This window comes from Rheinheimera gaetbuli (assembly GCF_054781935.1).
On sequence record NZ_BAAGTL010000008.1, the window covers coordinates 30,893 to 50,322 of the forward strand.

14 protein-coding genes are annotated in these 19,430 nt (G+C 50.4%); 7 read left to right on the plus strand and 7 right to left on the minus strand.

Features of this window, described 5'->3' with window-relative positions; all coding sequences use genetic code 11:
* The first annotated feature begins 75 nt into the window (after positions 1-75).
* The 7 genes from ACYVIC_RS07160 (at position 76) to ACYVIC_RS07190 (ending at position 8,513) form a co-directional block, all read left to right on the plus strand.
* Positions 76-1,323, plus strand: a complete 1,248-nt coding sequence (locus tag ACYVIC_RS07160) for a sugar MFS transporter (protein WP_460858580.1) — start codon at positions 76-78, stop codon at positions 1,321-1,323.
* A gap of 11 nt (positions 1,324-1,334) precedes the next feature.
* A complete protein-coding gene (locus tag ACYVIC_RS07165; protein WP_460858582.1) occupies positions 1,335-3,869 on the plus strand; it encodes a glycoside hydrolase family 3 protein in 2,535 nt (844 codons plus the stop codon).
* Between the two features lie 150 nt (positions 3,870-4,019).
* Complete coding sequence (locus tag ACYVIC_RS07170) at positions 4,020-5,438, plus strand: hypothetical protein (protein WP_460858584.1); 1,419 nt, start codon at positions 4,020-4,022, stop codon at positions 5,436-5,438.
* A 97-nt stretch (positions 5,439-5,535) separates the two neighbouring features.
* Positions 5,536-6,252 (plus strand): ankyrin repeat domain-containing protein, encoded by a 717-nt coding sequence (locus ACYVIC_RS07175; protein ID WP_460858586.1) that lies wholly within the window; start codon positions 5,536-5,538, stop codon positions 6,250-6,252.
* Positions 6,253-6,474: 222 nt separating this feature from the next.
* The gene (locus ACYVIC_RS07180; protein WP_460858588.1) at positions 6,475-7,191 is read left to right on the plus strand and encodes an ankyrin repeat domain-containing protein; all 717 of its coding nucleotides are present in this window, start codon (positions 6,475-6,477) and stop codon (positions 7,189-7,191) included.
* Between the two features lie 151 nt (positions 7,192-7,342).
* The gene (locus ACYVIC_RS07185; protein ID WP_460858590.1) at positions 7,343-7,480 is read left to right on the plus strand and encodes a hypothetical protein; all 138 of its coding nucleotides are present in this window, start codon (positions 7,343-7,345) and stop codon (positions 7,478-7,480) included.
* Between the two features lie 76 nt (positions 7,481-7,556).
* Positions 7,557-8,513 (plus strand): glycoside hydrolase family 16 protein, encoded by a 957-nt coding sequence (locus ACYVIC_RS07190; RefSeq protein ID WP_460858593.1) that lies wholly within the window; start codon positions 7,557-7,559, stop codon positions 8,511-8,513.
* Positions 8,514-8,561: 48 nt separating this feature from the next.
* Here ACYVIC_RS07190 and ACYVIC_RS07195 read toward each other — a convergent pair whose 3' ends face one another.
* From ACYVIC_RS07195 to ACYVIC_RS07225, 7 genes are all read right to left on the minus strand, one after another.
* Positions 8,562-10,052 carry a tryptophan halogenase family protein gene (locus ACYVIC_RS07195; RefSeq protein WP_460858595.1) on the minus strand — a complete coding sequence of 497 codons (1,491 nt, stop codon included), beginning with the start codon at positions 10,050-10,052 and terminating at the stop codon, positions 8,562-8,564.
* A gap of 38 nt (positions 10,053-10,090) precedes the next feature.
* Entirely contained in the window at positions 10,091-11,089 is a 999-nt protein-coding gene (locus ACYVIC_RS07200; protein WP_460858597.1) for a cupin-like domain-containing protein, read from the minus strand.
* A 1-nt stretch (position 11,090) separates the two neighbouring features.
* Positions 11,091-11,798, minus strand: coding sequence for a SapC family protein (locus ACYVIC_RS07205; protein ID WP_460858599.1), 708 nt, complete (start codon positions 11,796-11,798; stop codon positions 11,091-11,093).
* A 10-nt stretch (positions 11,799-11,808) separates the two neighbouring features.
* Positions 11,809-13,416, minus strand: a complete 1,608-nt coding sequence (locus ACYVIC_RS07210; RefSeq protein ID WP_460858601.1) for a tryptophan halogenase family protein — start codon at positions 13,414-13,416, stop codon at positions 11,809-11,811.
* Between the two features lie 64 nt (positions 13,417-13,480).
* Positions 13,481-16,441, minus strand: coding sequence for a TonB-dependent receptor (locus ACYVIC_RS07215; protein ID WP_460858602.1), 2,961 nt, complete (start codon positions 16,439-16,441; stop codon positions 13,481-13,483).
* 301 nt (positions 16,442-16,742) lie between these two features.
* Positions 16,743-18,884, minus strand: a complete 2,142-nt coding sequence (malQ, locus tag ACYVIC_RS07220) for a 4-alpha-glucanotransferase (RefSeq protein ID WP_460858604.1) — start codon at positions 18,882-18,884, stop codon at positions 16,743-16,745.
* Positions 18,875-19,276, minus strand: a complete 402-nt coding sequence (locus ACYVIC_RS07225) for a helix-turn-helix transcriptional regulator (protein WP_460858606.1) — start codon at positions 19,274-19,276, stop codon at positions 18,875-18,877. The genes malQ and ACYVIC_RS07225 overlap by 10 nt, the downstream gene beginning before the upstream one ends.
* Between the last annotated feature and the right edge of the window lie 154 nt (positions 19,277-19,430).

Sequence of the window (19,430 nt, forward strand, 5' to 3'; positions counted from 1 at the left end):
TATAAATGAAAGCGCTTACATCATACTAGACGGCCATGCTACCGCCGTCAATAAAAATGCATCACGGGGGATAAGATGGCTGCATCACCAATAGACACAAACACCAGTGCCAATATGGCGTCTGGTCAAATCAATTATCGCTTTGCACTCACGTCATTAACGTCGCTGTTTTTTATTTGGGGTTTTATTACCTGTCTCAATGACATTTTGGTGCCGTATTTAAAAGGCTTGTTTGACCTTAACTACACTCAGGCGCTGCTGATCCAATTTTGTTTTTTTAGTGCCTATTTCGTTGTGTCAGTGCCTGCTGGTATGCTGGTAAGCCGAATTGGCTATCAGTCTGGCATTGTCACTGGCTTATTGATCGCCGGTGCCGGCTGTTTGCTGTTTTATCCGGCCGCCGCGGCACACTATTATCCGCTGTTTTTAATCGCGCTGTTTGTACTGGCATCAGGTATTACCATTTTACAGGTTGCGGCAAATCCTTATGTTAGTGTGCTGGGCAAGCCAGAAACAGCGTCCAGTCGGCTAACGATGACACAGGCGTTTAATTCATTAGGCACAACGGTGGCGCCGTTCTTTGGCGCCTGGCTAATTTTTGGCGGTATGGAGGCACCCACTCCGGGTCAGGTTACCGAGTCCACGGTACAAATACCTTATTTGATGCTGGCTGCTGCGCTGATTGTAATGGCATTAATTTTTGCCTTCTTACGTTTGCCTAAATTGGGCAAAAAAGATGCAGAAATCACTATCACGGGTAACGCATGGCAATATCGGCATCTGGTACTGGGGGCGTTGGGTATTTTTGTTTATGTCGGCGCCGAAGTTGGCATTGGCAGCTTCTTAGTCAGCTTTATTACTCAGCCAGATATAGGCGCGCTGGAAGCCAAAACGGCCTCGCATTATATTGCCTGGTACTTTGGCGGCGCCATGCTGGGGCGCTTTATCGGTGCCGTAGTGATGCAGTATCTGGCGCCGGGTAAGGTGCTGGCATTTAATGCCATCTGTGCGGTGTTACTGCTGGCTGTCACTATTACTTCCGGCGGCAAGCTGGCAATGTTGGCCGTGTTATTGGTTGGCCTGTGCAACTCTATTATGTTCCCCACTATTTTTAGCCTGGCCATTGCCGGTTTAAAGCAGCACACCAGCCAGGGCTCGGGCATTTTATGTCTGGCCATTGTTGGTGGCGCAGTATTGCCAATGGCGCAGGCTGCACTGGCCGATAATGTTGGTGTACAGCTGGCCTTTATTATTCCACTGTTGTGTTATGTCTATATCGCCTGGTATGGCGCTGTGGGCAGCAAACCACACCCAACTGTATAAAGGAGTAGCAGATGATATCTCAGTTTAAACCATCTTTACTGGCCCTGGGTTGCACCTTGTTGCTTGGTGCCTGCAGCAAACCTGAAACGCCGTCTGGTGTCGACAATAAGGATATCGCCCGAGCTGCGGAAATCTGGCCACAGCTAAGCTTGCCGGTGGTACAGGATGCCGCTATGGAACAACGTATCAGTGACATGCTGGCAAAGATGACATTGGCGCAAAAAGTAGCGCAGATGATCCAGCCGGAAATTCGCGATATTACTGTTGAAGATATGCGCAAATACGGTTTTGGCTCGTTTTTAAATGGTGGTGGCGCTTTTCCGAACGATAATAAACATGCCACCCCGGCCGACTGGATAGCGCTGGCCGAGGCCATGTATCAGGCCTCTGTAGACGACAGCCTCGACGGCAGCAAAATTCCCACCATGTGGGGCACCGATGCCGTACATGGCCATAACAATGTAATAGGCGCTACTTTATTTCCGCACAATATCGGTTTGGGCGCAGCCAATAACCCGGCGTTAATAGAGCAAATCGCCCGCGTCACAGCGCGCGAAGTAATGGTTACCGGTATCGATTGGGTATTTGCGCCTACCGTTGCCGTAGTACGTGATGACCGTTGGGGCCGTACCTACGAGGGTTATTCGGAAGACCCTGCCATAGTGCACGATTATGCAGCGGCTATCGTAACCGGTTTGCAGGGCGCCGCCGATGCCGACTTTTTAGGCGATGAGCGGGTAATCAGTACCGTTAAGCACTTTGTCGGCGATGGCGGCACTGTTGCGGGTGATGACCAGGGCGATAATATCGCCAGCGAGCAGGATTTATTCCGCATTCATGCTCAGGGTTATGTTGGTGGCTTACAGGCTGGCGCGCAGTCGGTTATGGCGTCGTTTAACAGCTGGCATGGCAGCAAAATTCATGGTGATAAGTACCTGCTGACCGATGTGTTAAAAGACCGCATGGGTTTTGACGGTTTTATCGTCGGCGACTGGAACGGCCACGGCCAGATCCCGGGCTGTACTAATGACAACTGTGCTCAGGCTGCGCTGGCCGGGTTAGATGTGTATATGGTGCCGACGTCTGCCTGGAAGCCGCTGTATTACAATCTGATACAGCAGGTTGAGAGCGGCGTAATACCGCTAAGCCGGATTGACGACGCGGTGCGGCGTATTTTGCGCGTTAAACTGCGCGCTGGTTTATTTGATAAACCCAGCCCGGCTAAACGGCCGCTATCCGGTAAAACCGAACTTATCGGCTCAGCTGAACACAGAGCCGTAGCACGTGAAGCGGTGCAACAATCACTGGTGCTGCTGAAAAACAACGACAGTTTACTGCCGCTTAAGCCCACCCAGCGCATACTGGTCACCGGTGAAGGCGCCGACAATATCGGCATGCAATCCGGCGGCTGGACCATCAGCTGGCAGGGCACGGGGAATGTTAATAGTGATTTCCCGGGCGGCAGTTCTATTTATGCCGGTATTAAGCAAGCGGTAGACAGCGCCGGCGGCCAGATTGAACTAAGCAACGATGGCAGCTATACCAACAAGCCGGATGTCGCAGTGGTGGTATTTGGTGAACAACCTTACGCAGAGGGTAATGGCGATTTAGACAACCTGGAATACCAGCGCGGTAATAAAGCCGATTTAGCCCTGCTGCAAAAGCTACAAGCAGACGGTATTAAAGTGGTGTCGTTGTTTATCAGCGGCCGGCCACTGTGGGTTAATCCGGAGCTGAATGCCTCCGACGCTTTTGTTGCCGTTTGGCTGCCGGGCAGTGAAGGCGCCGCTGTGGCTGATGTGCTCATGGCCAACGCTGACGGCAGTGTTCATATCGATTTTCGCGGCAAGCTGTCTTTCAGCTGGCCGGCAACGCCGCAACAGCACGCTAATGTAGGTGATGCAGACTATCAACCGCTACTGCCGTATGGTTTTGGCCTGCGCTATGGCGAAGCAAGTACACTTAGCAACAGCCTGAATGAACAGGTGGCTGTCGATAGCAGTCTGGATGACTTAGTACTGTTTGACCGCGCCGTTAAGGCACCGTATCAGCTGGTGCTGCATAGCGGTAAAGACAGTAAAACCATGGACAGCAGCGTGGTGCAGCTGGGCAATATCGCCGTGCGCACCTTTGATAATAAAGTGCAGGAAGACGCCCGCCGCCTAAGCTTTAGTGGAGCGGCTAAAGTTAGCCTAACCAGCGCCTTCCCGGCCGATTTGCGCGCCTATCGGGAGAGCGGCAGCGCTCTGGTTATTGAGCTGCAACATAACGGCAGCGTGCCGACTGAGGTGTTACTCGGCATGGACTGCGCGCAAAGCTGCAGCAGTACTGTTAATATTGCGCCACAACTCAAGGCGCTGGCCGCTGACAGCTGGCACACACTCAGCGTAGACCTGGCTTGTTTTGCACAGCAGGGTGCTGACTTTAGCCAGATTTTTACCCCGCTGTCACTGGCAACAGACGAAGCTATGGTGTTGAGTTTCAGTGACGTACGTTTGGTGCCGCAAGCGGCAGAGGCGGCGACATTTAGCTGTCTGGCTGATTAGATAATACCGTCAGAGGCTGGCGTCGCCAGCCCTGCAATTTAAACGCTAAAAGCAGCTTGCATTTGTAAATTGACATTTATTTCACAATTAGGGAGAATGCGCTTCTAAATTCACATTAAATTATCATAATTTATTGGGACAAGGTGCAGGATGCATAACCAGCAATATGATGGTGTAGTTCTGGAAGACAAATGGGGTAAAACCTATCTGTGCAGCAATTGTCTGTTCGCTTATGCTGAGTTGGGTGATAGTCATATTTGGGATGTAAAAGACGCCATTTATGGCAGCTACTTTCTGCACGACTTAGAGCCACACTGGAACCTGCGGAACATTTGGCTTGATATGTACCGCTATGCGCGGCCATGGGAATTTGACCTGTCGATTTACTCCGACTTCCAACTACGCGACACGCTTATTCAAATGTTTGCTAATCAGGAACTATGGCTGTGGCAACTCACCGAAGGCTGGGGCAAACCGCCCGAGGGTAACGGCATAGGCGAAGGCGGCTTAGCGCCTGCTGCCAGCAGCAGCGCAGCCGCTGCGCCAGTAACCAAAGCCGCCAAACCCAAAGGCGGTGGTGTGGCGCCAGAAGTAACAGCAGCATCGGCTATAGCCAGCCACCAATCAGCGGTCGTGCCTGAGGTTGCTTTGGACAAGGTTCAGCTACGTAAATTACGTTATCAGGAACGCAAGGCATTGCTGGGTAACACGGCTGGTATATCTGAAGTACAGCAAGCGCATGAACGGCTGAATTTTAATAACGACAATATTCTGCGGGCAGAAGCAGCCGAGTATGTGTACAAAGTAGATGAATTTAACCGTGGTGCACTCGACGTATTGCCGGAAGCACCGCCAGGGCTGCAAATTATAAATCCTGAAGATATTGGTTTATCTCAGGCCGACTTTACCAATAAACAATCCGGCTTTGGTGCGGCGCTATTTAAGTCAGAAATCAATGGCGAAACCATGTTAACGTACCGTGGCACCAATAATGCGGTAACAGGCAAGCAAGACTGGTTAACTAACCTTAAGCAAGGCAGCGGGCTGGAGACGGACCAATATAATCAGGCAATGGATTTAGCACGAAGTACCAGACACTCAATTGGAACAGATTTTACCATTGTCGGTCATTCTCTTGGCGGCGGCTTAGCTTCATCAGGCGTAGCAGTAACCGGCCGGTCGGGCTACACCTTTAACTCAGCGGGCTTACACCCGAAAACAGCTGCCCGCAAAAATGGATTATCCGTTGCCGATACTTCGAAGCTTATTACCACCCAGGCGGTTAAAGGTGAAGTGTTAACTATGGCGCAAAGCTTGGGTACTAAAGCCGTTCTTACCGGTGCAGCTGCCGCCATCGGCGGCCCTGTCGTTGGCTTGCTGGCTGCAATAGGTATTACTGCTTTTAACGCTTTACCCAAAGCCGCGGGTACTATGCTGGATCTGCCTAGCATTAAAGGTGGCAACCCGGTAGCAAAGCATGGCATGGATCAGGTTATTGACGGTATAGAAGCGCAAAAGGCTGAAGATATCGAAACCCTGACAAATGTCTCAAAGGCTTATAATGGTTAACAAAAATGTATCGCTAATTGCCACATTAAAGACATTGCCTGTTTTAATCATTTTGCTTGTTGGCTTGCTTAGCAGCTGTAATTCAGAAGGAAAAAATATGAAAGCCGAGTTATTTTTTGATACCGAGATGGTGAAACTGCTACACGCCATTCAACGTCAGGATGCTGACAGCGCTAAGTTACTATTGGCTCAGGGTGTCGACTTCAATATTCTTGGCGATGAAGGCATTACGCCGCTACTCTGGCTTATTATGCAAAAAGACGCTAATGCCGTAGAGTTGGCTCTAAAACTGGGTGCAGACGCCAACTTTCCTGCCATGGTCACCATAAACCGTGAAGGGCCAAAACCAGCGCAACCCCTGGCGATTATTGCCGGCGATGGCGACAACAAGCTGTTTGGCTTATTACTAAAATACGGTGCCAGCCCGGACTCACGAGACGAGTCTACTGGCCAGCCCGCTATCTTTGGCACCATTGGCCATGATAATTGGCAGCAATTCAACCTACTGTTGGAGTATGGTGTCGATATCAATGCTACAGATAATTCAAAACGTAATGCGGCGTTATATGCAGCTTCTTTACTGAAATATGACTTTGTAATCAAAATGCTGGAGTTAGGTGTTGAATATAATACTCCTAACAAAGGCGGTGTTACCCTGGCACATGCTATTGAAACCTTGTTTGAAGATAATCGTAGTAACCCCAACTTTAAACTCAGTGACGAAGTACATACAGCCAAAAAAATGCTGGAGGATAAGGGCATAAGCTTTCCACCGCCAACGCCAAAAGAAATCAGAGAACAGCGTAATCAATAGCTAGGTTAATTTGTTGTGGTTAATGTCATCGATACTTATGCCGCCACTTTATTATCGGCTCTAAATCAATGACATTACCCACTTTAGTTTGAATAAAGCAGAGCCTTGCTAAATTTTCCGGCGTCTATCGTGAACAGCCTCAATACCTTGCTGACTATCAGCAAGAAAGTACTGCTAATTGCACTCTTCTGCCTCTGCAGCTACCAGGCTGAAGGAAAAAATATGAAAGCCGAGTTATTTTTTGATACCGAGATGGTGAAACTGCTACACGCCATTCAACGTCAGGATGCTGACAGCGCTAAGTTACTATTGGCTCAGGGTGTCGACTTCAATATTCTTGGCGATGAAGGCATTACGCCGCTACTCTGGCTTATTATGCAAAAAGACGCTAATGCCGTAGAGTTGGCTCTAAAACTGGGTGCAGACGCCAACTTTCCTGCCATGGTCACCATAAACCGTGAAGGGCCAAAACCAGCGCAACCCCTGGCGATTATTGCCGGCGATGGCGACAACAAGCTGTTTGGCTTATTACTAAAATACGGTGCCAGCCCGGACTCACGAGACGAGTCTACTGGCAGACCCGCTATCTTTGGCACCATTGGCCATGATAATTGGCAGCAATTCAACCTACTGTTAGAGCATGGTGTTGATATCAATGCTACAGATAATTCCGGAGAAAACGCCGCGTTATATGCGTCAGGAATACTAAAGTTTGATTTTGTTGTTAAATTTCTTGAGCTTGGCATTGATTTTACCAAAGCGGACAATGCTGGTGTTACGTTGGCGCATGCGATAGAAACCGATTTCAACAACCATAGAAGAAACCCTGACTTTAAGCTCAGCGATGAAGTGCACCTAGTAAAAAAGATGCTGGAGGATAAGGGCGTAAGCTTTCCACCGCCAACGCCAAAAGAAATCAGAGAGCAACGTAGCCAATAGCCGAGTTAATTTGCTGCGGTTAATGTCATGGATGCTTATGCGGCTGCATTTTATTGGCTCTAAATCAATGATATTGCCCATTTCAGTCCAAAAAGCAGCAACCTGCTAAATATTCCGGCGCTTATAATGACCTGGCTCAGGAACGAATAAGGTGGAACAAATAGGGTGCGTCCCTAATAAAGTCGTTAAAATTCATATTGATTTTGAATTTGATAACCCTACACGCTGGAATATGGGCCCGGCTAACTACCGTACTATGCGTGAGCAACTGCGCTCTGCCTTTGATTGATAGCGTCTGCTATAGTGAAAAACCTTAGCCCCGGTATGACGGGTAAGGCCAATATTAACTGGACAGGAGACTAAGCATGCGTTTATTGCTGCCGGTTTTAGCCATTGTGACCACGATCGGTTGTAGCAACACACCAGCACCTTTAGATAGCGCCACCACAGCTACGGTCCCGCTGCGTGCTGGCTGGAAACTGGTATGGCAGGACGAATTTAACGGCAGCAGTATCGACAGTAGTAAATGGAGCCTGGAACAAAATTGCTGGGGTGGTGGCAATGACGAGCTACAGTGTTATACCGCCAACCCGGCTAATGCCTTTGTCGCCGACGGCCTGTTACATATCGTTGCCCGCAAAGAAAGCTTTAGCGGCCCGGCAGCGCCTGATGACAGTGCCGATTATCTGATCTTGCCGGCAAAAAACCAGCCTTTTACCTCAGCGCGGCTGCGCAGTAAAAACAAAGGTGACTGGCGCTACGGCCGCTTTGAAGTGCGCGCCAAATTGCCAAGAGGCCAGGGTAGCTGGCCGGCGATCTGGATGTTACCGACCGATCAGGTATATGGCGCCTGGCCATTGTCCGGCGAAATCGACATTATGGAAGCGGTGAATCTGGGCACCATTTCCGATGAACCCAATGCCTTAGCCGATGAACCAGAGCGACGCATTCATGGCACATTACACTATGGCAAACGGCCACCTCACAATGCTTATAGCGGCCAAAGCTATAAGCTACCCGATGGCAAAAGCCCGGCCGACGACTTTTATACCTATGCCATAGAGTGGCAAGAAGGTGAAATTCGCTGGTATGTTGACGGCGTGCACTACGCCAGCCAACGCAGTGAAGACTGGTTTACCGATGCCAGGCAAATTATGCCGGACATCAGCGACAATGCGCCCTTTGATCAGCGTTTTCACCTGCTGTTAAATCTGGCAGTAGGCGGCAACTGGGCCGCTAAGGTGAATGATAAAGGCGTGAACGATGCCATATTCCCGCAAAGCCTGCTGATTGATTATGTGCGGGTGTATCAGCGGCCATAATGGCCGCTTTTCTAACGGTTACTTTTAATTTGACTGCTACGTTGACTGCTACTTAGTTGTCGCAGGGCAGTAGCTTTGCAAAAACGTCTGATGACTGGGCAATTGCGCCACTAAGCGCTGATTTTGTTGCTTAATTTGGCTGAGGAAATGGCTTAGCTCCTGCTCACTCATCAGCTCGACTATCGGGTGGTGTTGCTGCGGCATAATGCCCTGGCCCAGCATCACTTGTGTCCAGGAGTTCTCGCCAAATAACTCATTTGGCACTTTAAATACCCGGCCGGTTTGCTTAAACAAGCGAATGCGGTGCGCCAGCGACTCGGGTATCGGCATGTTTTGGCAATAGCGCCAAAATGCCGTGTCGCGCCTTGCGGTAACGTGGTAATGCAGAATAATAAAATCACGGATATTAAGCACTTCATGTTCGGTTTGTTGATTAAACTCATCGATATCGGCCTGACTGATGCCACTCATTGGGAACATTTGCAGCAAGCGCACTATACTGCGCTGAATGAGGTGAATACTGGTCGACTCCAGCGGCTCTATAAAGCCACTGGCCAAACCTAAGGCGATACAGTTTTTGTTCCAGTGTTTGCGGCGCATGCCGGTGCGGAATTTAATCAAGCGCGGCTCGGTCAATAAGTCGCCACTGATATTGGCCAGCAACACCGCTTTAGCCTCTTCATCTGAGTAGTACTTGCTGCAATACACCAGGCCGTTACCTACCCGGTGTTGCAATGGTATTTGCCACTGCCAACCGGCGCCATGGGCGATAGATCGGGTGTAGGGCACCGGCTCACGCGTAGCGCGGGTTTGCACTGCTATCGCCGAGTCACAAGGTAACCAGTGGCTCCAGTCATCAAAGCCGGTGTGCAGGGTTTGCTCAATTAACAGCGCGCGAAAACCGGTGCAATCAATAAATAAGTCACCGGCGATGTACTCACCGTTGCTCATCTGTAACGCAGTAATGTTGCCGCTATGCTCGCAGGTTTCCACCCCGGCAATTCTACCTTCAATACGCGTTGCACCATGTTGTTCAGCCATGGCGCGCAAGAATTTGGCATATAAACCGGCATCGAAGTGAAAAGCGTAATTTAATGGCCGGTTCGGTAAATGGGCAAACTTGCCGGCCTTTGTCGCCAATAACTCCGGACAATAATCACCGTAGTCACCGGCCAGCCCCAGTTGCTGACCTTTTAACCAAAAATGCTGGAAGCCCGCTGCCCAGCAGTCCTGGCCGGTGGTACCAAAGGAGTGAATATAGTCATGGCCCTGCTCGCGCCAGTTTTCAAATTGAATGCCCAATTTAAACGTCGCCTGAGTGGCGGCCATAAATTCAGCTTCGTTAATGCCCAACAGCTTATGCAGGGTTAATAACGGTGGAATGGTGGCCTCGCCCACGCCGACGGTAGAAATGTCATCACTCTCGACCAGGCAAATTTGTAAATGCTTACCCATTAATTTGGCGATGGCGGCAGCCGCCATCCAACCAGCGGTTCCACCACCGGCAATCACCACGCGTTTGATTGCTTGCGACTGCATACGGACCTCATTTATTGTCGATTTAATTATCGATTAAGTTATCGGTTGAGTTTGTTTAACAGTTCGGCGCGGACCTGCCGGGCCACAGGCTCAGTTAAAGGCCCCTGCAAACCACGTAAATGCTGAGGAATATGTTCAGCATTACCTTCGCCAAACACATAGTGCTCAAAGTGCGCGCGCCAGGCTGCTTTTTGCTCTGCCGGCAGGGCGTTAATACTCAGCATTGCCAGCTTTAATGCTTGCTCCGGACTGGGCGCATAGGCCGGGCTGTCGCGCCACCAAAAATTCATCAGTACATTAAGCGGGCTAAGTGCTTCAACATGATGCCACCACATACTGGGGATAATTAACGCATCCCCCGGTTCTAACTCAACCAATTGCGCCTGCGTCATTGCTTGTGCGAATTTTGGAAATTGCGTTAAATCCGGACGGGCAAAATCTACCAGGCTAATCGCCCGGCCCGCCGGAGACGCATCCAACGGGCCAATGTACAAATTGGCAAGTTGCTCAGGCGGAAACAAGGTAAAGCGCCGCCGGCCGGCAACCACCACCGCCAAATTTTGCGGCAAGTCGGCATGCGCCGCCACCCGACTTTGATTGCCAATCCATAAGCTGACCAGAGCATCATCGGCATACTGCGCTAACGCCGGCACTTGCTGCTGTTGCAACCACCCAGGAAACCAACGAGGTACAAAGGTAGCCCCGACATACCAGTGCGCAGCGCCGGAGGGAGATGCTAACAGTTGCTCAAGTTTGGCATGCACCGGTTTAAAGTTAAAACCGCTGAAATCAGCATTGTAAAACACCCGGCCGCCACTTTGCGCATCACTGATAAAGGCGGTGAGCGGTTCACCACTGTAGTGGCTGAGTAAATAATCAGCAGCGGCAGCCTCACTTTGCTTAGCTGCCCCGACCGCAGGCCAGTGCGCAGCGAAACCGGGCAAATGCAGCGGCTGTGGGCTATTGAGTAAGGCGGTGCTGATGCTATCGGCGGTGACGCCGGATAGTGTGGCAACCGGTTGTGCTGCAGACCACATCTTAGCTGCTTGCCAACAGTTGATTTTTAAAGCCAATCAAGCGGGCAAACTGAGATTGCGAGGCCAGCATCATGTAAATGGCCTCTAAGTACCCTGCCTGCTGCAACTGCGCTAATTGCTCAGCACTAAGCTGGGCTAAACGCGGCTCATTAATAGTATAAAAACCATGCAAACTGTGCTGTTGGCTATTGTTTAATGTGACATCCAGTACAAAAGACTCGATTAACGCCAAGGCCAGCAGTTGCTGGCTGAACTGCCCGGCGTCGGTAATGCCATGGTGCAGGGTTTCCAATTGCTCAGCCACTTGCTGTAAATAGGGGCTGTGACCACCGAATTCTAAAAACAACGCTTCGCCACTGCTGGTGCTTACCTTCGGGTGCGCCGTATCGATGTGGATCACGCGCTCGCCATTTTTCATGCCAATGGTAAATGGCGAGCGGGCCACATCTAACGGCACATAGCCGGCTTGCCAGCCTTGCTGCTGCACAAACAGGTTTTCACCTGCTTGAAACCCCAGTAGCAACACCGGCATAAACTGGCCGGTGTTGCTGTCTTTGTAAAATAGGATGGGGTAGTAAGCTTGTGCAGCGCGAAACTCAGCGGGAAAACTCAAGCAAAACATTTGGTTATCACCCAGCTCGGGGCTGCGTTCAGTGCGGATTTTGACGCCAGGATGGTCAACATTGTTGAGTAATTCGATAGTAGCCATTTGCTCCCCTTTAAATCTTTTGTAAGCCGTGAGCTTTGATTTGGTTTATTAATTCACGATTACTGACCAAGCCTGCTCTGAGCTGTTGTGTTTTTTGTTGTACTTCGGCAAACGCCTGGTGGGCACGTAACGCTGAGGCGGGTTTTACAGGCCGCCCTCGGCCCGGTAAGTGTCGCATACCGTATAGAATATATTGGTAACTGGCGGCCGGAAACAATTCTTCCGCCATCGGTAAATCATAGCGGCTGGGCATAAATTGTTGCCACATTAGCAGTTTTTCCTGCAGGGACGACGGTATTGAGCCCTCTGCGCGCTGGGCCAACCAATAATCGCTGTCATCCCGTGTCGACAATACGTAGTGCAATTTTAAAAACTCAATAATTTGCTGCCAGCGGTAGCTGAAGGTTTGATTAAAGCGCTGACTCACTATAGCCAGCTGCGCCAGGCTGCGTGGTAATTGCTCACTGATAAACTTAGCCGACAACTCAACCATCACCAGGGCTGACGCTTCTAACGGTTCAATAAAACCCGCGGCCATACCCACAGCGACACAATTGTGTCGCCAAAACTGCTGACGGTAGCCAGGCGTAAAGCGGATAAGCCTGGGCTGATAACGGGTACTAAACGCTTGCTCTGATAATTGCAGGTACTGTGCAAGTGTAGCCCGGGCTTGCTGTTCGTCAGTATGACCACTGTGATGCACAAAACCGACGCCCCGCCGGGTCGGTAAGCCGATATCCCACACCCAACCTTGTGTTTGCGCCGTGGCCAGCGTCGCTGATGCAATGGGCGCGTGCTCATTCTCGTAAGGCACTTGCACCGCCATGGCACTGTCGTTTAACAAACAATGCTGCACACTAACCAGCGGTGTTTGGTAATGCTTGCCCAGTAGTAAGCTCTGTAACCCCGAGCAGTCGACAAATATATCGCCGCTTAGGGCGCCATGCCGCGACGTTTGCAGCGCGGCAATACGACCATCGACATGGCTTTCCACGGCGATCACATCATCAACGATGTGTGTCACGCCAAGCCGTTTCGCATGCTCACTCAGTAAGGCGACAAACTTACCGGCATCTAAGTGATAGCCGTAGTTTTGTAAGAAGGCATATTCCGGGGTTGCAATGCGTTTAGGGGCTAAGCCAGCGGCAATCATCGCAGGTTGGCTGGATACTGCCGGTGCGAACTCCACTTGTTGCTGATGGCAGAACCAATGCTCGGCAATGTCCAGCTCATTCGCCGCCACCGGGGCGGTAAACGGGTGGTAATAACAGTCTTGTGGTACAGCGCTGTGCCATTGCCGGAACACGCTGCCTTGTTTAAAGCTGGCATCGCAGCGGATGATAAATTCGGTTTCAGAAATACCAATTCGCGCTAAGGTTGCGCGCATCGATGGCCAGGTCCCCTCGCCAACGCCAATGGTAGGTACTGTGGCAGACTCAATCAGACTAATAGTTACCAGAGGGTCGTTTTGATGATCTGCAGCCAATAACGCCGCAGTGAGCCAACCAGCACTACCACCACCGACTATAACAACGTTTATCTTCCCTGCGGCAAAGGACTGTGCATTTGTTATGGTAGTTAGATTATCAGTTGCGACTGACTCGGCTGCTTGCATCATGACCACTTCTTGTAAAAAGTAAGTAGCCATCTTGCGATGGCTACTTGTTCAGAGCAACAACGTATTAAAACGTATAACGTGCACCGATGTTAAAACGACGACCTGTTTCAGTATAGTTGACCAATTGCAGTGAATTACGTTCATGCGAACGCATCGACTCGTTGGTCAGGTTGATAGCCTCAATAAAGAAGGTTAATTTTTCAGTTACATCATAGCTGGCGCTGGCATCCCATTGGCCGTAAGCCTCTACGTAAATAGGGTTTTGTAAGCCTTGGCCATTAACCGTAGATGCAAGAAACTTATCACGCCAGTTATACGCAATACGCGCTTGCAGGCCATCTTTATCGTAGAAACCCACTACGTTGTATGTGTCGCTCATGCCGAGTAAGGCAAATTGCTCACCTAAACTGAAGTTGTCGTAGTTAAAGTCACCATCGACGAGGGTGGCGTTGGCAATAACACCAAATCCTGTTTCACCGATTAAGTGCTGTACCGCAAATTCCCAGCCGTCTAACTTAGCATCATCCTGGTTAACCGGAATAATGATATCGAAGGTCGCTGGCGTATCGCCTGCCACCCCGAGAATAAAGCCATTAGCATCGATAGTTTCCGGGTAGTTCGCTTTGATGTAATCACGAATTGCCGTAGTGTTGTTGCCTACAGCGGCAACTGCCTCAGCATAACGCGGACCTTGAGCCGGGTGTGCTAAGTTAAATGTTTGTTCTTCCACCGTAGTACGGCCGATAAAGTTCTTCGCCTTTTTCCTGAAGTAACCGGCTGCCATATAGCTGCCTTCGCCATAGTACCATTCTAGTGACAAATCGAGATTGGTTGACTCAAACGGGTCTAAGTCGGGGTTGCCGCGAGCTCCGGTACCGCCATCAATCCGTACTAACGAGTTCAGGGTTTGCCCACCCTGAATATCGGCATAGCTTGGACGAGCCAGTGTTTTACTTACTGAAGCACGCATAATAACGTCATCAACCACTTCAATGTTGAAGTCGATGTTTGGCAATACATTGGTGTAACCACCGGTTAATTCAGTAAAGTCACTTTCACCGGTGCTAATCAGGTTAAACTCATTGTCACCTGCCCAGGCGATACCGTTGTATACCGGCACTAAAGCACTGGAGGTGACATCGGTTTTCTCGTAGCGTACACCGGCTGTTAAACCATAAGGGCGTGCACCAATCTCGCCGGCAAAATTAAACTGCAGAAAAGCTGCGGTTTGTTCTTCGGTGGTGCGCCGGTCGGTGGTCATGTTTGATGATGCGCAAAACGAGGTGCCGCAATCACCTACCGCACCTAAGGCGCCGTATTTGTCGTTCGCAATTTGGCGAATAGTATTGAAATCCCAGCGGAAAAACTCTTTCAGCATGTCACTGCTAACGGACGCATCAAAATTATCAGCTAACTGGTCCAGCTTAAATACCGACGGGTCGATATCACCTGCCGCACCTAAGCCACCCCAGTTATCTTGTTGCACGTTAGAAAAGGCAGAACGGTTCTTAGTTTCGGAGCTTGTCACACCGAAATCAATGCTGGTTAACAAGCCCGTGTCAAACACATAGTTACCGCGAATTTGCAGCTGCTCAATGTCACTGCGCATTTGGCTGTTACGGAATGAGCTACCTGTGATACGTACATCTTCACCATTAATACCAGTAAAGCCATCAGGATAAGCGACGGTTAAAGTGGGTAAATCAGTGTCGAAACGCGCCGTAGTAACCGAGCGCACAAAAGTTGCGGTACCGATAGTGTTGTTGCTGCCGAACGGACTATCCGGGCGCGAAACCGCTGACGAGTCGTGATAATCCAGCTCTAGTTTCAGGTTATCGTTGACTTGCCATTTGGCGTTGAAGCCCAGTGATTTATTCTCGTTCATGGTAGAAAATTGGCCTGCGCCCATGGCTAAATCGCCTGGTGCGGCGAACGCTTCTGAGTACACGATTGGCGCTGCTACCGGGCCGTCGCTCCATACACCGGTGGACGGGCCGAAGTTAAACCAGGCAGACACGTCGTTGTAACGGTCTGACACTTCGTTTTTCGAATAGGTATAGTCTAAGGTCGTTGTTATTGCTTCAGCAGGTTTATATTGCAGCACTAACTGGCCATTGGTGCGGGTTCTTTCTACTTCGTGGAAGGCAAATCCCAAGCTTTGCGGCACTGAATAGATGGAATCGGCGGCTGGGTAATTCTGATGCGCATTGTCGCCATCTGGGATCAAACCACCCCAGTCAGCATTACCGCCGTCCCAGTCGAAACCATTAACAGTTCCGGGAAAGGTGCGCCAGCCGCCAGTATTGGCTTGCTTATTGCCGCTATCACGCTGTTGATAAGATCCGCTGATTGCGACACCGAACTTATCGTCATTAAAGGTGTTGCTATATAAGCCTGACAGCTCAGGGGTGATATTTGAACCTTCGTCAGTTGATTGGTCCATTACACCTTTAACGCCAAAAGTGGCTTTCATGCCAGGGGCATTTAATGGCTTGGTGGTCAAAATGTTGATGGTGGAGCCCATACCGCCGGTTGCAATGCTGGCACGGCCGGTTTTATATACTTCAACCCCGGCAATGCCTTCGGAAGCCAGGTTAGCAAAATCAAAAGAGCGGGATGATGATGCCGTTGTTGCTTCTAATGATGAAGCAGGCATTTGCCGGCCATTTAGCATCACCAGGTTAAATTCCGGACCAAACCCCCGCACTGTCACGCGGCTACCTTCACCGTTTGAGCGGTCAATCGCTACGCCCGTGATCCGTTGCAATGACTCGGCCAGGTTGGTGTCGGGGAATTTACCAATATCTTCAGCAGAAATCGCATCTACCACACCTGTGGAGCTACGTTTCACATCCATCGACTTAACTAAACTGCCACGAATACCCGATATCTGAATGACTTCAATCTCTTCACTGGCTTTCTCTGTTTGCACATCCTGAGCATAGACAGGGGCCAGTACGCTGGCACCTGTGATCAGTGACAAACTGACCGCCAAGCGCGATAGTTTGAAACGTGTTTGGTTCATACCCTCTCTCCCGTGTTTAGCTGAGTATTGCATCGTTTTTATTTGTGGTAGCGCTTACATTTCTGCATGCAAGCGCAAATATAAAATTGTAAGCGCTTACAAAAGGTAGATGAATAGCAAACAGGCGTCAATAGCAATTAGAAAAAAGCTGCACAAATATGCAGCATGATGAGTGAGTTTGGTGCAGTTGCACTGCTAGGCGGTATCGCTCTGATCGTCTCAGCGCGGCGGGTTTGGTCAACCTAGCCTGATAGTGTCAACCACCAGGCTATCGTTGAGTAGATCTCTTTGGTGCAGTGAGCTAGATTTGTCGGGCCGCTTTAATGTCTGCCAGCATCTCCAGCACGTCGCGGCGCAGCAAAATATCATCGATATTGTCAGACAACTTCCGCCGCCAGTTCGGGTATTCAGTACTGGTGCCGGGGATGTTCACCGGAGTGGTCATCAGTAGTAAATCTTCCAGTTGAAATGCCAGTAACTTTGCCGGCTGCTGTGCAACAAACAGATGGCTTTGGCGGATTAGCGCAGCGTAATCACCTTCTGTCAGTTGCAATCGTTCACGCATAAGTTGTTTTTCGTCTGTGCGCAACTGAAGCAGGCTTTGTGCCACCTGTGGGTTGGGAAATAAATCCAGCTGATGGCGTAGCTGCAGATCATTATGCTGCCAATAGCCCACCATAGTGGGCATATCGTGGGTCGTAACTGTGGCAAGTGCCAGCTCAGGGTAAGTCTGGGCTGCATGGTCGTAGCTGCCGGCTTTTTGCTCCAGCATAAATACCCGGTATGACAGCACCTGATATTGTGCCATCAGATGGCTTATTTCTACCGGCACTGTGCCTAAGTCTTCGCCTATTACCACGCAGCTGTTCCGCTGGCTCTCCAGGGCTAAAATGGCAAAAAGCTGCGCTGCCGGCAGGCGCAAGTACGCGCCTGCAGTGGCATCGCTGCCAATAGGGCAACACCATAAACGCAATAAAGCCATTACATGATCCAGCCTTAGTGCACCGGCATAGCGCATATTGGCCTGGATCAGTTCAATAAATGGCCGATAGGCCTTTTGGCGCAAGGTGTCTGGGTTAAACGCCAGCAAGCCCCAGTTTTGGCCTTTTGGCGCCATAATGTCTGCTGGCGCACCGACACTTAAATCCATTAGGTAATCTTCCGGCGCCGCCCAACTTTCGGCGCTGCTGCGGCTGGCACCGACGGCGACATCGCAATACAGGCCAATAGCCATACCATGTTGCTGACATAGCTGCTTAACCTGCTGCAGTTGCAGGTGCGCCTGCCACTGTAAGTAAAGCTGCAGGTCAACCGCATCTTTGTTGGCTTTGGCAAACTCTGTTACCGCCTTGCCGCGTGGATCGCGCAGCGGCTGCGGGAAGTTTTGCCAGGCAGCCATGTCCCAGCTCTGGCCAAACAGTTCACCCTGTAAGACCTGATGAATAGCAAGTAATTGCAGGCTTTCACCCGCTTGTTGCACAAACTGGCTAAATGCCGCTGCGCGCTCAGTATTGTTTGCCAGATGCTGCTGCTTAAAATGGCGGAATAGGGTGCTGGCAATGGCTTTTTTTACCTGCGCCACACCAATGTAGTCGACATCTGTGGTTTGACGCAGCGTAGCCAACTGTTGTTGAAATGCTGGTGCGGCTACCTGTTGTTGTGCTTCGGCGCACTCAGCAAAATCGACCGTCTGCTCCAGTGCGACATATTGGCTATTAAGCCATAGCCTGCTGTTTGGGCTATACGGGCTGCAATCTTGCGGTAGCTCCGGGTACAGGGCGTGCAGGGGGTTCAGGCCGATAAAGTCGGCGCCTTGTGCTGCCAGCGGTGCAATCATCAGCTGCAGATCAGCAAAGTCGCCAATGCCCCAGTTTCGGGCTGATTTTACCGCGTACAATTGAATAGCCGGGCCGAAGGTTTTATGCAGCACTGCTTTGTCATGCAGCTGAAAACAGCGCTGCGGTGTAATAATTAATTGCTGGTTGTACTGTGCATTGGCATGACGCAGGCTTAACTGGTGATAGCCCAATGGCAAACTGACATCCAACATCAGTTCTGCTGCTAACACCTCGCCCTGGCCGGTACTGTGGCGGGCAATAATGTCTTTCGCACTGATATGCACTGTCCCGCTGAGGTGTTGTTGCTCTTCGGTGGTAATTTGCCAGTGCCAGTCACTAACAGCCTGATGCTGCAATTGCTGGATACGAATTTGCAGCGCTTCACCCTCGGTACACACTGTCACCGGTGCAATAACTTCCTGCCAGGGTTGTTCAGTCAGAGCAATAATATGTGCTTGTATTGCCTGTTCAGACGACAAATCAAAACCCATCGCCTGCAAAATAGCCTGTTGTTTGTCCAGGCTGATATGTTCAGTATGGCCCTGAGCATGAATGTAGCTGTCTTGCAAACCCGCCAGTGCGGCGAGTTGCTTAATTAGTTCCATAGTTCACCTGTTGCTCCGCCTGATGAGCGGTTATAGCGTTGAGTTCGCTGTTGTTTGTGCTGACGAAAACTGCCAGGAGAGCAGCCGTGCCAGGTTTTAAATGCTTTTTGAAAACTACTTTGTTCGGCAAACCCCAGCCTGGTGGAAATTTGCTGCAGGCTAAGTTCGCCCTGGGTTAAATACTGCAGCGCCGCCTGGTGGCGACAGCTGGCAAGCAGATCGCGAAAGCGGGTGTGCTGTTGTTGCAATAAGCGTTGCAGCGTACGGTTGCTCAGGTGCAGTGCGGCAGCAACCATGGCCAACGACGGTTGCTGTGGCAGTTGTCTTTGTATGTGCTGACGCACGTTCTGCAGTAACTCTGCTGCAGTGGGTTCTGCGTAGTTGCTGTTCACTGTCGTTCCTGTTGCGAAGAAAATCGCTAGCCGCGTTGTGCTGTTTTTAGCCTGTACACTATGCGGTTTAAGCATAAATCAACGGTGTCTGCTTATTAAACCTGCTGCATACGTATGCAGTTGAAATAGTTTTGTTACTGCTGAAAATTACAGC

Coding starts and splice junctions, on each gene's coding strand:
- ACYVIC_RS07170 (WP_460858584.1), top strand. CDS start 4,020: ATGCATAACCAGCAATATGATGGTGTAGTTCTGGAAGACAAATGGGGT.
- malQ (WP_460858604.1), bottom strand. CDS start 18,884: ATGGAACTAATTAAGCAACTCGCCGCACTGGCGGGTTTGCAAGACAGC.
- ACYVIC_RS07175 (WP_460858586.1), top strand. CDS start 5,536: ATGAAAGCCGAGTTATTTTTTGATACCGAGATGGTGAAACTGCTACAC.
- ACYVIC_RS07215 (WP_460858602.1), bottom strand. CDS start 16,441: ATGAACCAAACACGTTTCAAACTATCGCGCTTGGCGGTCAGTTTGTCA.
- ACYVIC_RS07180 (WP_460858588.1), top strand. CDS start 6,475: ATGAAAGCCGAGTTATTTTTTGATACCGAGATGGTGAAACTGCTACAC.
- ACYVIC_RS07190 (WP_460858593.1), top strand. CDS start 7,557: ATGCGTTTATTGCTGCCGGTTTTAGCCATTGTGACCACGATCGGTTGT.
- ACYVIC_RS07160 (WP_460858580.1), top strand. CDS start 76: ATGGCTGCATCACCAATAGACACAAACACCAGTGCCAATATGGCGTCT.
- ACYVIC_RS07200 (WP_460858597.1), bottom strand. CDS start 11,089: ATGTGGTCTGCAGCACAACCGGTTGCCACACTATCCGGCGTCACCGCC.
- ACYVIC_RS07165 (WP_460858582.1), top strand. CDS start 1,335: ATGATATCTCAGTTTAAACCATCTTTACTGGCCCTGGGTTGCACCTTG.
- ACYVIC_RS07205 (WP_460858599.1), bottom strand. CDS start 11,798: ATGGCTACTATCGAATTACTCAACAATGTTGACCATCCTGGCGTCAAA.
- ACYVIC_RS07210 (WP_460858601.1), bottom strand. CDS start 13,416: ATGATGCAAGCAGCCGAGTCAGTCGCAACTGATAATCTAACTACCATA.
- ACYVIC_RS07195 (WP_460858595.1), bottom strand. CDS start 10,052: ATGCAGTCGCAAGCAATCAAACGCGTGGTGATTGCCGGTGGTGGAACC.